Genomic DNA, 12,709 nt, shown 5'->3' on the forward strand with positions numbered 1-12,709 from the left:
AAAAACGTCATGCCGGACTCGATCCGGCATCTCCCCCTACGAAGTCATGCCCTCTGTGGAGAGAGATCCCGGATGTATCCGGTGATCTCCATCGCCGGGGATCAGCCCACCCGTTGGTAATCCGTGCCACGCAGGGAGTTGGGCAGCGCTTCCTGAATGGTCAGATCGACGAACTGACCGATCAGGTCCAGTTCGTCGGTCTGGAAGTTCACCACCCGGTTGTTTTCCGTGCGGCCCTTGAGCTGGCCGGGGTCCTTCTTGGAGAAGCCGTCCACCAGAATGCGCTGGGTGCTGCCCACCATTTTGCGGGAGATGTCCTGGGTATTCTGGGCGATGCGCTGTTGCAGGATGCGCAGGCGTTCCTTTTTTACCGCCATCGGCACGTCATCGGGCAGATCCGCCGCGGGTGTGCCGGGGCGGGCGCTGTAGATGAAGCTGAAGGAATTGTCGAAGCCGATGTCCGCGATCAGGTTCATGGTGGCTTCAAAGTCCGCGTCGGTTTCTCCGGGGAAGCCGATAATGAAGTCCGAGCTGTAGGAGATATCCGGGCGGATACGCCGTAATTTGCGCAGCTTGGACTTGTATTCCAACACCGTATGGTTGCGTTTCATCAACGCCAGCACCCGGTCGGATCCGGACTGCACCGGCAAATGCAGATGGCTGACCAGCTCCGGTACTTCCTCATACACCTGGATCAGGGCGTCCGAGAACTCCACCGGATGGCTGGTGGTGTAGCGGATACGGTCGATGCCGTCGATATCCCGGATCAGCAACAGCAGGTCGGCGAAGTCCAGGATTTCGCCATTGGCGCCCTGGCCCCGGTAGGCGTTGACGTTCTGGCCCAGCAGGTTGACCTCGCGCACGCCCAGATCCGCCAGATGACGGATCTCATCCAGCACCGGGCGCACCGGCCGGCTGACCTCCTCGCCACGGGTATAGGGCACCACGCAGAAGGAGCAGTATTTGGAGCAGCCTTCCATGATCGAGACGAACGCCGAGGGGCCGTCCACGCTGGGCTCGGGCAGGCGGTCGAACTTTTCGATCTCCGGGAAGGTCACATCGATGGCCAGTTCCCGCGTGGTGGCCGCCTGCTGGATCAACCCGGGCAGCCGGTGCAGGGTCTGTGGGCCGAAGACCACATCCACATAGGGCGCGCGATCGCGGATCGCCTCGCCTTCCTGACTGGCCACGCAGCCGCCGACGCCGATGATCAGGTCCGGCTTGTGCTCCTTGAGCTGCTTCCAGCGACCCAGTTGGTGGAATACCTTCTCCTGGGCCTTCTCGCGGATCGAGCAGGTATTGAGCAGCAGCACATCCGCTTCGTCCGCATTGTCGGTGGGCTCCAGGCCATGACTGGATTCCAGCAAATCCGCCATGCGCGCCGAGTCGTACTCGTTCATCTGGCAGCCGTGGGTCTGAATAAACAGCTTGCGTGCCATGGGTCGCTCAACCGTGGTTGTGGATCAATGCCGATGCGTCATTTTGCCGCATCGGGGTGTGCCGGGCGCCGTGATGGGCTACAACGGGCCGCCACCGGCACTCCGGGAAAATGGGCGCGAATTATACCGCCGCCCTGATCAAACTGCGAACCGTGGCGGTGGCAAAATGTCGGCCGGGCCCGTGGCCACGGCGCGGCCGTGGGGGTATGGTCGCTGGGCGTCATCGAAAAGCCGCCGGCGAATCGGGTCAGCAAGGTGCGTGCGGGACTGGGGGTGAGCCATGAAACCGGGTAAACCGGGGCGGCCGACGCTGACATCCTCTTCTTAATGGCTGGCAGGTATGAACAATAAAGACCGTTTCACCAGAACATTCTTTCTCCCCATGCTGATCGCCGGAGCGGCTCTGTTGCTGGCGGCCTGTTCCGAGCCGGCCAGGGAATTACCGGTCAACACCCGTCTGGGCGGCGATTTCACCTTGACCGACTACAATGGGGAGCGGTTCAGTTTGTCATCCCTGAACGGCGAGGTGGTGATTCTGTTCTTCGGCTATACCCACTGCCCGGATATCTGTCCGGCGGTGCTGGCGCGGGTGTCCCAGGTGTACCGGAATCTGAAAGAGCAAGGGGAAGCGGACCAGGTGCGGCCGGTGTTCGTGACCTTTGATCCGGAGCGGGACACCGCGCAACACCTGCGTGAGTACCTGCCCTGGTTCAAGGCGGACATCCTGGGACTGACCGGAGAACTGTCGGCGATCGAGAAAGTAGCGGAACAGTACGGCGTGGTGTTCATCAAAGAGGATGGCGGCAACGGGGAAGTGGATTTCACCCACAGTGACTATATCTATCTGCTGGATCAGCAGGGCCGGGTGCGCAAGGTGTATCCGGCGGACTTCAATATCGACGAGGTGGTAGCCGATGTTAAAACGCTTCTTTAGTGCCATGAGCGGCGTCGCGCTGTTGGTGACCGTCAGCGCCGGCGCCTTCGCGGAGGCACGTATCGAACAGGCCTGGTTGCGCGCGGTGCCGCCGGTATCGCCGTCCATGGCCGGTTATTTCGTGTTGGTGAACGATACCGATCAGCCGCTGGTACTGACCGGCGCCAACGCCGACTTCGCCGGCATGACGATGCTGCACGATACCGGCACCGATGGTGAGGGGCGGCGCAGCATGTCCCATTTGAAGGACGTCACGATCCCGGCCGGAGAAAGCCTGGCCTTTGCCCCCGGCGGCCGTCACCTGATGCTGATGAAAATGAAATCGGTGCCGGAGGCGGGGGAGACCCCCAAGGTGTGTCTGGCCTTCCAGAACCATGCTGACCTGTGTGGTGCCTTCCAGGTGCGCCACAACGAGCCCTGACATGAGCGGTCGATACTGGCGCGCCTGGTTGCTGGCCGCCGCCGTGCTGGTCACCGGACCGGTAGCCGCGGACTGCCGGGATCTGGCGCCGGCGCGCCCGTTGCCGGCGGCGAAGGATGGCCAGATCAGTCTGGCCACGTTCAATCTCTGGCGCCTGCGCGATGCCAGGAAGGACAGCTCGCTGGACCGTCCTTTGTCGAAGGCCGTGTACCAGGCCCGCCTCGAGGCCGTGGCCCGTTACATCACCCGGGACCTGCGAGCGCCGACTTTGCTGGCGGTGCAGGAAGTGGAAAGCGCCAGGGTGCTGAGGGCACTGAGCAAGGCCATTGCCACGGCGGGCGGGCCGGACTACAAGGTGGTACTGCTGGAAGGGCACGACCCGGCGGGCATGGATGTGGGCCTGTTGTACCGGGCGCCGGTCACGTTGGGGCGCCACCAGGCCTTGTTCGCCGACGATCGTTTTCAGCGGCAGCCGTTATTCACCCGGCCTCCCTTGAAGGTCGAAGTGCGCGCCCCGGTGGCCTTTGATCTGGTGGTGGTGCATCTGCGCAGTGCCCGGGACCTGAATCAGAAGGACTGGGTGGCGCCGAAGCGCCGGCGCCAGGCCGCCGCCATCGCCGGCTGGGCGGCGGACCAGACCCGGCCCGTGGTGGTGGCGGGGGACTTCAACAGCGCGCCGGACAGCGGCCGTTTCAGCGAGCCGCTGGAGCAATTCGAGAACGGGAACCTGATCAGTGCCTGGTCACGACTGCCCGGGAAGGAACGTTATTCCTTCCGGCATCAGTGCCGGCCGCAGGCGCTGGATCACATCTTTTTCTCCCCGTCGCTAAAGCAGCATGTCCAGAAAGTGGCGGTCAGCCGCGGCAATGCCGGGCGCTACGATGTGCTCTACGATCACGACGGTACCCGGGTGGTGTCCGATCACGATGTATTGGGGGTGTATCTGAAAGCGGAAGCGGTGGCGGATTAGCGGAAGAAAATGAAAAGCACCGTGGGGCCTGCTTGCGTTGTTTGCGAGGACCAGGGAAGGCCCCACGGTGTAAAAAGGCGGGGCGATTGCTCGCCCCTGAACCAGCGCGGTTCTGTTAGATCTCGAAGGCGTAGGAGACGACGAACAGCAGATCGTCGTCCACGTCGTCCTTGTCGCCAACACACTCCCCATTCATGAACAGAGCGTCATCGTTGTTGTTGATGGCGCAGTCGTCAGCGGAGATCACTTTGGATACGGTGAAGCTCAGGTTGTCGGTGAGCGCATAGCTCAAATCCAAGTGAGTGTAGTTGGTGTCGTCGGCGTCGTTGTCCCAGGTACCGACCAGAATGCCGTATTTGTCGTAGCTGTAGCCCAGGGTGTAGTAGCGGTCCTTGTTATCGGTGGCGTCGCTACCGTGACCGTAGTCACCCACGCCGAAGTAACCGGTGAACGTGACCCCGGCGTAGCCGAGGCTGGCAACGATTTCGGCCAGATCGGAGTCGGTGTCGTTCGGGTAGTTGTAGTCGATGTAGGACAGATCATAGGTGAGGTCGCCAAAGGCGCCGCCGTAACCGACATACAGATCGTATTCGGTGGAATCGGTTTCGGAGCTGCCCCAGACACCGGCATAGAGGCCGGAAGAGTGGCTGTAATCCAGGCTACCGAAAACCTGAGCCGCGCCGTTGGAAATATCCTGACCACGCCAGAAATACATGTTGGAAATGCCCAGGCTACCGCTGATTTCCGCTGCCGCCATGCCCGGCATGATCATGCCGGCGGCGACCGCCGCGGCCAGTACGGTTTTTTTCATCCCGAATGCGTGTTTCATGTGCAACCCTCTTTGCAAATGGCAAGTGTTTCTAATGTGTCCTGTTGCGCGCTCCTGGCGCACCGGCCTGGGAGGCTTGTCACTTTACAAAGCAGGGTCCGTGCCAAAATATAAAAAGCCAGGAAAAACAGGGGATTGGGAAGGTGTGTTGGAGAGGGAAAGGTAAAATCGGGAGAGGATGGGGAGAGCGGGTGCGCCGTTATGGTGCGGCGCACCGAAGTGGGGCGCTTATTTTGGGCATTTCCAGTCGACAGGGACCGCGTCCGCTTGCAGACCGTCCTCTCCACTCACCTCCAGGCCGCATTGATTATTGTCGTTGGTGAAGCGAGCGCTGTAGCTGGCTCCGGCCTGGGCATTGAACTGCACGGCGACGCGGCAGAGGTCGCGATTGCCCGCCGAGCCTTTCTGATAAATCACACCGATGCGTGCCTGTTCGCTCGCTCGCACGGTGGTGGTGACTTCCGGCGCTTTCTTCATGGTTTTCAGCAGCTCGTCGAAGGCCTTGGTCTCGAAGGGAACCTGCTGCAAGGAGGTTGGCGTGGACTGAAAGCCCTTGCCCGGTACGCATACGACTGGTTGGGCGGCGATGTTGTCGCTGGAGAAAGTGACGGTGGCGATGTCCTCGTCGGTGGGTGCCGTGTAGCTGAGCATCTGGCAACCGGCGAGCAGAAGGGCGGGGAGGGGAAGCAAATATTTCATGGTGGGTCCTCATGACAAATAAGGGCGAAGCCGTCAGGCGAATATAAAGCGTGCCCAAAATGATGCAAAACCAGGGCCACTTTGGCGCACGCTGGAAAGATGAGGCGCTGGCACGCCGGCACGCAACACGCATACACGCTGGCACGCCATGCTTGCCGGCTCCGTAGCGAGACGGGAGGGCGGATTGCTTGGGAAGGCAGTCATCGCGGGTACGCAAACACGCTTGCTATTGTTTGCCAGCGATCAGGCTTCGGGTTTAGCGTGCCAGCGCCATCACCCGTACCAATGCTTCATCGCCTGCCGGGTCAGATTCTCCCTCGCTTCCCCACGCGGCAGCCAGTTGCCGGCGTTCACCGCCATCGCCACCAGGAATTCGAACAGAGGCAAATGCTGACGCAGCACCCGGTTATGACGATGACCAATGATCGGGTTGAACAGGCCGAAGAAATCCAATAGCTGCCGGGGGTTTTTCCGTACCCACAGCCAGGACCCCATTTCCAGGGTGAACGGCAGGAACAGCCGGTCCGGGTGTTGCTCCCGGGCTTCGTCGTAGAGGTAGTCCCACAGATCGCCGTGGGTGGTGTAGTTCACCGATTGCGGTTCGATCAGATAAGGATGGTGGTAAGGGTAGGTGTGCTCGAGGATCTGTTTCAGACGGTACACCTCGGCGAGGTGCGCAATGGGCTTCTGGCTGCGGGCGTAACAGCACCAGATGCGGTCGCGGCGGCCAAAACCGCTGTGGCAGTCCAGGCTTATCGATACCGGAGCGTTCATCAGGCGCTGCCGGACCGTGTTCACCAGCGCCTGCGCCTCGGTTTCCATGGGCTCACCGGCGCGCCCCCGATACCAGGGCAGGTGACGGCTCAGGCGCTGGCCGCCGGCCAGAAAGGGGACCTTGCCTTCCGCATCCACCGGGGCGTTGCGCATCAGGTCGACGCCATTGGGATTGCTGCGGGTACGCCGCCAGATGCCGCCGGGATTGATCATCGGCATGAACACCAGCCGCACCCGTTCCAGCCGCCGGTGCAATTGATCATCCCATTGCAATCGATGGATCAGACTGTGCAACCACGACAACAGCACCTGGGAGCCGATCCGTTCGACGCCGTGCACGCCGCCAAAGAAGCCAACCACCGGTGCGCCGGGGGAACGGCTGCCCATCTCCAGCACCCGCAAGGGCAGCGTGATATCGCCCATCTGGATGGTGTCCACGTCATGCACACGCAGGTGCCTTTGACCCAGCCGGATCAGCGACTCCAGGTGTAACCATTCGGGCAGGTGGCGTTGAAATTGATACAGGCGTTGTTCCATCGGCGCGCGTCAGTGGGTGACGGTCGGCGCCCGTCAAAGCAGGCGCACAGGGCAGGATGGCGGATTGCGGTTACGGTTTCATGACGATTGTGGCGCTGCATTTTTGTCATGGAACTGCGATGCAACTGTCAGTGTAGTGTCATCCGCGCTGGCCACTCTGCCCTTGACGCTGGCGGCGGGAATCACCGTGATGCAGAGCCTCGACAACTTCGCCTTGAACCTGGAAACCGGGGATGTGCTGTTGTTCGCCGGACGAGGGGTCACCAGTACCGTGATTCGCTGGTTCACCCGCAGTCCCTGGAGCCATGTGGGCATGGTGGTGCGCCTGCCGGAAGTGGCGGAACCGCTGGTGCTGGAATCCACCGGCCTGAGTGAATCGGCGGACTGGATACTGGGACACCCGGTGATGGGCGTGGCGCTGGTCCCACTATCACGCAAGATCGCCGAGTACCCGGGCGATGTGGCGGTCAGGCGTCGTGAAGGGCCACCACTGACGGCGCTCCAGCAGCGATTGATGCAGCGGCTGGTGCGGCGGTTGCTGCACCGGCCTTACAAGAACTATCTGCTGTGTAATTTCTACGACGCCCTGAGTGGCTTTTCCGGACGCCGCCGTCGCTCCGGCTGGTTCTGTTCGGAGCTGGTGGCGGAGTGCTACCGACGGCTCGGCTGGCTGCCGGACACGGTATGCCCTCATCGTTTCGTTCCCGGCCACTTCGGTTCGCGGCGGCTGAATCTCACCGCCGGTCGGCTGCTGCCGGCGCAGTGGCTGAAGCAACTCAAATCCAGCGCCGTACCCGCTGCCGATAACGCTGCCACTGATCCCCGAACCGTTGCTCGTGAAACGCTTCTTCCGCGGCGATCACGTGGTGATGCATCACCCACAGAATCGGCGGCAGCATGATTAGCATGCCGGGACTGGACAGACTGAGGGCGCAGCCCAGATGAAGCAGGGCAAAAGCCAGATAGATCGGATTTCGGGTCAGGCGGAAAACACCGCCAGTAATCAGTTCCCGTGCCGCGCGATGGGGCAGAACCGTGGTGCGGTGACGGTAGAACTGTACCAGCGCGCCGGCCAGCAACAGCACCGCGAACAACGCCAGCGCCGTGGCCAGTGCGTACTGGCCGGGCCATGCCGGCAGGGTCCAGTGCAGCGCCTGGTCCAGGCCATAACCCACCAGCAAGCCGCCCAGATGCAGCAACGGAGGGGGAATGCGAACCTCGGGATGTTCCAATGCCATGTTCAGAGGCCTATCGTTGTCAGTGAATAAAAGCTGGGTTATGGTAATTCACATCCCGCCATTGCGGGAGTGATCGCGATCCGCTGGAACGACTGTTGTTGAAGCTCGGCGAACAGCACTGCCGGTAAAGCTATCGGCGGCGGGCGCGAACGTCACTGGTGAATCGCATATTGCGTGACATTTGTGAAGGGCTCCGTCGCCATGTCCTGCAACCTTGAAAGGGGAAACGCATGGAAGAGCGCGCGGCCACCTTGCACAGCGTAACCGCAGCATCTCAATCCCGCCTCCACCACGAACCGGAACACCGCCCGAAAGCCTACGTCCTGGACACCAATGTCCTGATCCACGATCCCAACTCCCTGATGAATTTCGAAGAGCACCGGGTGGTCATCCCGATGACCGTGCTGGAGGAACTGGACCGTCTGAAAACCGGGAAATCCCATACCGCGGCGGACTGCCGCGCGGCGATTCGTCTGATTGACCGGGTCATCGGCAAGGCATCGCCGGCGGAAGTGGAAGCGGGCATTCCGATTCAGCGCGGGGAAAATCATCACCAGGGGACACTGACCGTTCTGATGCCACAGAGCGGACTGACGCCGCCATGCCTTCCCGAACATCTGAACGACAACCGGATCATCAATGACGTGGTGGCCATGATCGCCGCCGATCCGGATCGCCATTACGTGCTGGTCACCAAGGATATCAACATGCGCCTGAAGGCGCGGGCCTGCGGTATCGATTCCGAGGATTATCATAACGACCAGTTGGTGTCCGACATCCGCCAGCTCAATCAGGGCTACTTCATGGTGGAAGGATCGTTCTGGGACCGGGTCGACGCGGTGGAGACCGAGCAGCACGGCGCGGAAACCTTGCACCGTTTGTCGCACGGTCTGCTGGTTGGGGACATTCTTGGCGAGGAGGTGTACCCGAATCAGTTCATTCTCGATGAACAGGGTTTCGTGGGCCGGATCATGTCGGTGGAGGCGGGCGTGGTTACCTTGCGCCATTACAGTGAGCAGACGTTGATGGATCAGCAGGCCTGGGGGTTGAGGCCGATGAACATTCAACAAGCGGTGGCGTTGCACCTGTTGCTGGATCCGGATATTCATCTGGTGACGCTGACCGGCGCGGCCGGTTCCGGCAAAACCATTCTGGCTCTGGCCGCTGCCATTGAAATGACGGTGGAGCAAAAACGCTTCAATAAAATCATCGCCACCCGTTCCACGCCGCCGCTGGCGGAAGAGCATGGCTTTCTGCCCGGCACCGAGGAAGAAAAGATGGACCCGTGGCTGGGCGCCATCAACGACAACATCGAAGCGTTGCACCTGAACGATGAGAATCCTTCCGGCAGCATCCAGTACGTCAAGGAGAAAGCCAACATCCAGTTCAAGGCGATGAATTACATTCGCGGCCGCAGCTTCCAGAAATCGCTGATTCTGATTGATGAAAGCCAGAACCTGACGCCGCATCAGATGAAAGCCATCATCACCCGGGCCGGCGATGGATCAAAGGTGGTGTGTCTGGGCAACCTGGCGCAGATCGATACGCCGTACCTGTCGCCCACCAGTTCCGGGCTGACCTACATGACCGAACGCTTCAAGCATTTCGCCCACGGCGGTTCGGTGCAACTCAATGGCGTGCCGAGATCGTTGCTGGCGGAGTACGCGGAGACTTGGTTGTAAAAAGCGGCGCCGGACGCCAGACGCCGGACGCTAAAGTCAAAACCCGGGGCTGCGGGCGTTGCGGAAATAAAAAATTGCCGGGAGCAATTTTTAACGTTGCTTGGTGACGGCCCGCAGGGTGACCGCCATGGACGGCGGTCATAAAAAATTGCCGGGAGCAATTTTTAACGTTGCTCGGCGACGGCCCGAAGGGTGACCGCCATGGACGGCGGTCATCAAAAGGTTCCTCGCGGTTTAGCGGGAAGGGTCGCTCGGGCGGGGGCTCCCGTATTGCCCGGTTACCTCGAAGACCTCCCTTCAGAGGTGGCTACAGCGCCGCTGTGGGAAGCTTGCTGGCAAGCGAATCGCCAACGGCTCAGGGCATTCGCGGCCAAGCGGAGCGCCGCCCGGGCCGCTTCCCACAGCGGCTTCGTAGCGGATCCGTGGGAGCCCAGCTTGCTGGCGAATCCGGCCCTCTGGTGTTGGGATATTCGCTTGCCGGCAAGCTTCCCACAGCGGCTTCGTGGCGGACCTGTGGGAGACCAGCTTGCTGGCGAATTCCGGCCCTTTGGTGTTGGGATATTCGCTTGCCAGCAAGCTTCCCACAGCGGCTTCGTGGCGGACCCGTGGCAGGCCAGCTTGCTGGCGAGTTCCGGCCCTCTGGTGTTGGGATATTCGCTTGCCAGCAAGCTTCCCACAGCGGCTTCGTGGCAGATCTGTGGGAGACCAGCTTGCTGGCGAATATAGCGGCTTGGTAGCCCCTTCCGGTTACAGACCCGTGCCCATGATTGAAGCGCCGTGGCCTGCTAAACCGCGATGAACCGTAAAAAAGCGTTTTTAGTGCTTGCCAGGGCGTTGTGTCTGGTTTTGCATTGTCGGCGTCCGGCTCCACTCAATCCTTCAACACCTGCCCCAGCACCGACAAGCACGCTTCACTCTGATAGAAATCCCCCAGCGCCAGTTCCGCCCAGGCGCTCAATACGCCTTGCTCCTTCAGTACTTCCGCGCCACTCGCCAACGCTGGCGCCAGTGTGTCGCGTCGCGCCGCCGTATCGGTGCGCATGGCCTGGAGCAACGCGGGCAGACTTGATGCCATCAGGGTTTCGACCGCGGCGCGAATGCCTTCCATCACCAGATGCCGGCTGTAGTCCAGCGCGGCGATATGGTCGGATAGCAAGGTGCCCTGGCGCACCAGATCCGGCAGTGACTCATCGGGTACGTCACGCAGTAACGCCGCCGGTGTCATCGGGGCGATCCGTCCATAGGCATCGCGGGCCAGATCGGCGATGCGCTCGTTGCTTAACTCCCGGTTCAACCACTGTTCACCGGTCCTGAGCGTGGCGCGGATGTTCTGTCGCAGGTAGGAACGAATTGGCTCTTCCAATCCGCCCATGGCCCGGCCCACGCTTTTGCGGCCCAGTTTCATCATGCTGCTGACGCCGGGCAGTTTGGCCAGGGCGTTTTCTTCCAACAGAAAGTTCTTGATGCCGGTATAAAGCATTTCACTGACCATCTGACTGATCAGCGGATGATTCAACACCGTATGAATGGTCCGCTCACGCAGACTTTGCAGTCGCAGCAGTTGTTCCAGCAGTGCCTCGAACCGGGCTTCGTCGAGCAATTCGCCAAAGGTCACCGGATCCTGGCGGGCGTGGTTCAGCAGGGCGTGCGCCACGGATTCGATCACCGGCCGCAGCCCCTCGGCGGTGCTTACATGCGTCAGCCAATCGTCCACCACCTGGCTCAGTACTTCGGCATCCACCAAAGTCCCCAGCGGTTGCTCCGCCAGTATCGCCACGCCCTGATCCAGCAGGTCGTGCCAGTAGTCCTCCGTGCACAGACGCTGGCAGGCGTGCTCAACGTGAGCTTGCTGCAAGGCTTCGGCCAGTTCTTTCCGCTTCATTGTTATCGGTTCCGCTGTGTCCGTTTTACTGAGTGTCCCGTCAGCCGCTGAATCCTTCTGGATCTTGATCCACGACAAGAGACCGCGCCCAACGGCCGGGTGTAATACCACGGAAGCCTGGCGATGCCGAGGGTTTGTGTCCAGGCCCGCGTGGTCGGGACGGCACCATCGTTGGTGTGGAATCGTCGATGTGGAATCGTCGGTGCGGACATGATGAGCCAAGAAGGGAGCTAAACATGCAACTATGGGGACGCGGCGCCTTGGCGCTGGCGCTAATCGGCAGTGTGGGTCTGGCCCAGGGGTATGAGGCCGGAGATATCTTGGTGCGCGCCGGCGCGGCCACGGTGTCGCCCCGCGTGGACAGTGACGCTTTTTCGGTGGCGCCGTTGACTGGCGCCAAGGTGGATGTGAACAACGACACTCAGTTCGGTTTCACCGTGGCCTACATGATCAACTCACGTTTCGGTGTCGAACTGCTGGCGGCCACGCCGTTCAAGCACGACCTCTACGTGGAAGGCGCGGGGCTGGGCCGTACCGATATCGGCGATACCAAGCATCTGCCGCCAACCCTGATGGCGCAGTATTACCTGCCGGAACTGGGGCCGGTGCGTCCCTATGTGGGGCTCGGCGTCAATTACACCTATTTCTTCGACGAGAACATTCACGACGGCGTGGTCAGCCCGCTGATCGGTGGCGCCAACGCCGATGTGTCTCTGTCCAATTCGGTGGGCTGGGCTGCTCAGGTGGGGGTGGATCTGGCCATGGGCGACACCTGGTTCGTCAACCTGTCCGCCTGGCGGGTGGACATCGATACCGAGGCCCGTCTCAAGGTGAATGGTTCCACCGTGGACAAAATCGATGTGGAGCTGGATCCGCTGGTGTGGATGGTCGGTATCGGCCGGGCGTTTTGACCCTCCCTTGTGTTGCCGGGGCTGACTGCCCCGGCCCTGCCTTGGTTAACTTTCCTCGACCTGGTCCGGGTAGGCCTGGCGCCAGTGTTCGAAGCCGCCGTCCAGACTCACTGCCCGGGTGAAGCCTTTTTCCGTCAAAAAGTCACAGGCCGATTGGCTGGAGTGACCGTGGTAACAATACACCACCAAGGCCTGGTCACGGGACGTGGTGGCCAGAAAATCGTCCAGACTGTCCTGAGTCAGCGGCACGGCGCCAGGAATACGCGCCATGGCGTGGCTACCCGGGTCCCGCACATCAATGAACAACGCCTCTCCGCTGTCCAGAGTTTCCCGGCCTTGTTCCGGTGAGATTCGCTGGGCCATGACGCCTCCGTCGTTGCGTTGAGTTGCGTT

At 61.3% G+C, this 12,709-nt stretch carries 12 protein-coding genes and 1 pseudogene; 6 read left to right on the forward strand and 7 right to left on the reverse strand.

The window, feature by feature from the left end:
• Positions 1-101: 101 nt before the first annotated feature.
• Complete coding sequence (miaB, locus tag E0L37_RS02830) at positions 102-1,439, reverse strand: tRNA (N6-isopentenyl adenosine(37)-C2)-methylthiotransferase MiaB (protein WP_133490302.1); 1,338 nt, start codon at positions 1,437-1,439, stop codon at positions 102-104.
• 340 nt (positions 1,440-1,779) lie between these two features.
• Here miaB and E0L37_RS02835 point away from each other — a divergent pair, with 340 nt between their 5' ends.
• Genes E0L37_RS02835 through E0L37_RS02845 form a run of 3 tightly spaced genes read left to right on the forward strand, consistent with a single transcriptional unit; the run spans position 1,780 to position 3,764 of the window.
• On the forward strand, positions 1,780-2,373 hold the full coding sequence (locus E0L37_RS02835; RefSeq protein WP_133490303.1) for an SCO family protein: 594 nt from the start codon (positions 1,780-1,782) through the stop codon (positions 2,371-2,373).
• The gene (locus tag E0L37_RS02840) at positions 2,354-2,794 is read left to right on the forward strand and encodes a copper chaperone PCu(A)C (protein WP_133490304.1); all 441 of its coding nucleotides are present in this window, start codon (positions 2,354-2,356) and stop codon (positions 2,792-2,794) included. Before E0L37_RS02835 ends, E0L37_RS02840 begins: the two co-directional genes overlap by 20 nt.
• A gap of 1 nt (position 2,795) precedes the next feature.
• Positions 2,796-3,764, forward strand: coding sequence for an endonuclease/exonuclease/phosphatase family protein (locus tag E0L37_RS02845; RefSeq protein ID WP_133490305.1), 969 nt, complete (start codon positions 2,796-2,798; stop codon positions 3,762-3,764).
• 115 nt (positions 3,765-3,879) lie between these two features.
• On the opposite strand, the gene E0L37_RS02850 is transcribed toward E0L37_RS02845, so the two are convergent.
• From E0L37_RS02850 to E0L37_RS02860, 3 genes are all read right to left on the reverse strand, one after another.
• The gene (locus E0L37_RS02850; RefSeq protein WP_022996073.1) at positions 3,880-4,593 is read right to left on the reverse strand and encodes a TorF family putative porin; all 714 of its coding nucleotides are present in this window, start codon (positions 4,591-4,593) and stop codon (positions 3,880-3,882) included.
• A 228-nt stretch (positions 4,594-4,821) separates the two neighbouring features.
• Positions 4,822-5,292, reverse strand: coding sequence for a hypothetical protein (locus E0L37_RS02855; protein ID WP_133490306.1), 471 nt, complete (start codon positions 5,290-5,292; stop codon positions 4,822-4,824).
• A gap of 273 nt (positions 5,293-5,565) precedes the next feature.
• Complete coding sequence (locus E0L37_RS02860) at positions 5,566-6,603, reverse strand: M14 family zinc carboxypeptidase (RefSeq protein WP_133490307.1); 1,038 nt, start codon at positions 6,601-6,603, stop codon at positions 5,566-5,568.
• A 136-nt stretch (positions 6,604-6,739) separates the two neighbouring features.
• Here E0L37_RS02860 and E0L37_RS02865 point away from each other — a divergent pair, with 136 nt between their 5' ends.
• Positions 6,740-7,504, forward strand: a complete 765-nt coding sequence (locus tag E0L37_RS02865; protein ID WP_133490308.1) for a YiiX/YebB-like N1pC/P60 family cysteine hydrolase — start codon at positions 6,740-6,742, stop codon at positions 7,502-7,504.
• Here the strand turns inward: E0L37_RS02865 and E0L37_RS21730 are convergent.
• Positions 7,482-7,841: pseudogene (locus tag E0L37_RS21730) on the reverse strand (isoprenylcysteine carboxylmethyltransferase family protein); the annotation flags it as partial. The gene E0L37_RS02865 and the pseudogene E0L37_RS21730 sit on opposite strands and share 23 nt — an antisense overlap.
• Before the next feature lie 230 nt (positions 7,842-8,071).
• On the opposite strand from E0L37_RS21730, the gene E0L37_RS02875 reads away from it, so the two are divergent.
• The gene (locus E0L37_RS02875) at positions 8,072-9,523 is read left to right on the forward strand and encodes a PhoH family protein (RefSeq protein ID WP_082439138.1); all 1,452 of its coding nucleotides are present in this window, start codon (positions 8,072-8,074) and stop codon (positions 9,521-9,523) included.
• An 871-nt stretch (positions 9,524-10,394) separates the two neighbouring features.
• Here the strand turns inward: E0L37_RS02875 and E0L37_RS02880 are convergent.
• A complete protein-coding gene (locus E0L37_RS02880) occupies positions 10,395-11,405 on the reverse strand; it encodes a hypothetical protein (RefSeq protein WP_133490310.1) in 1,011 nt (336 codons plus the stop codon).
• 236 nt (positions 11,406-11,641) lie between these two features.
• Here E0L37_RS02880 and E0L37_RS02885 point away from each other — a divergent pair, with 236 nt between their 5' ends.
• Positions 11,642-12,316 (forward strand): OmpW family protein, encoded by a 675-nt coding sequence (locus E0L37_RS02885; protein WP_014993480.1) that lies wholly within the window; start codon positions 11,642-11,644, stop codon positions 12,314-12,316.
• A 45-nt stretch (positions 12,317-12,361) separates the two neighbouring features.
• Here E0L37_RS02885 and glpE read toward each other — a convergent pair whose 3' ends face one another.
• Complete coding sequence (gene glpE, locus E0L37_RS02890; RefSeq protein WP_133490311.1) at positions 12,362-12,679, reverse strand: thiosulfate sulfurtransferase GlpE; 318 nt, start codon at positions 12,677-12,679, stop codon at positions 12,362-12,364.
• Between the last annotated feature and the right edge of the window lie 30 nt (positions 12,680-12,709).

Origin of the sequence: Alcanivorax sp. 24, assembly GCF_004360225.1 — a bacterium.
Lineage (GTDB): Bacteria > Pseudomonadota > Gammaproteobacteria > Pseudomonadales > Alcanivoracaceae > Alloalcanivorax > Alloalcanivorax xiamenensis.

Coding starts and splice junctions, on each gene's coding strand:
- E0L37_RS02880 (WP_133490310.1), bottom strand. CDS start 11,405: ATGAAGCGGAAAGAACTGGCCGAAGCCTTGCAGCAAGCTCACGTTGAG.
- E0L37_RS02845 (WP_133490305.1), top strand. CDS start 2,796: ATGAGCGGTCGATACTGGCGCGCCTGGTTGCTGGCCGCCGCCGTGCTG.
- glpE (WP_133490311.1), bottom strand. CDS start 12,679: ATGGCCCAGCGAATCTCACCGGAACAAGGCCGGGAAACTCTGGACAGC.
- E0L37_RS02850 (WP_022996073.1), bottom strand. CDS start 4,593: ATGAAACACGCATTCGGGATGAAAAAAACCGTACTGGCCGCGGCGGTC.
- E0L37_RS02875 (WP_082439138.1), top strand. CDS start 8,072: ATGGAAGAGCGCGCGGCCACCTTGCACAGCGTAACCGCAGCATCTCAA.
- E0L37_RS02855 (WP_133490306.1), bottom strand. CDS start 5,292: ATGAAATATTTGCTTCCCCTCCCCGCCCTTCTGCTCGCCGGTTGCCAG.
- E0L37_RS02840 (WP_133490304.1), top strand. CDS start 2,354: ATGTTAAAACGCTTCTTTAGTGCCATGAGCGGCGTCGCGCTGTTGGTG.
- E0L37_RS02885 (WP_014993480.1), top strand. CDS start 11,642: ATGCAACTATGGGGACGCGGCGCCTTGGCGCTGGCGCTAATCGGCAGT.
- E0L37_RS02835 (WP_133490303.1), top strand. CDS start 1,780: ATGAACAATAAAGACCGTTTCACCAGAACATTCTTTCTCCCCATGCTG.
- miaB (WP_133490302.1), bottom strand. CDS start 1,439: ATGGCACGCAAGCTGTTTATTCAGACCCACGGCTGCCAGATGAACGAG.
- E0L37_RS02860 (WP_133490307.1), bottom strand. CDS start 6,603: ATGGAACAACGCCTGTATCAATTTCAACGCCACCTGCCCGAATGGTTA.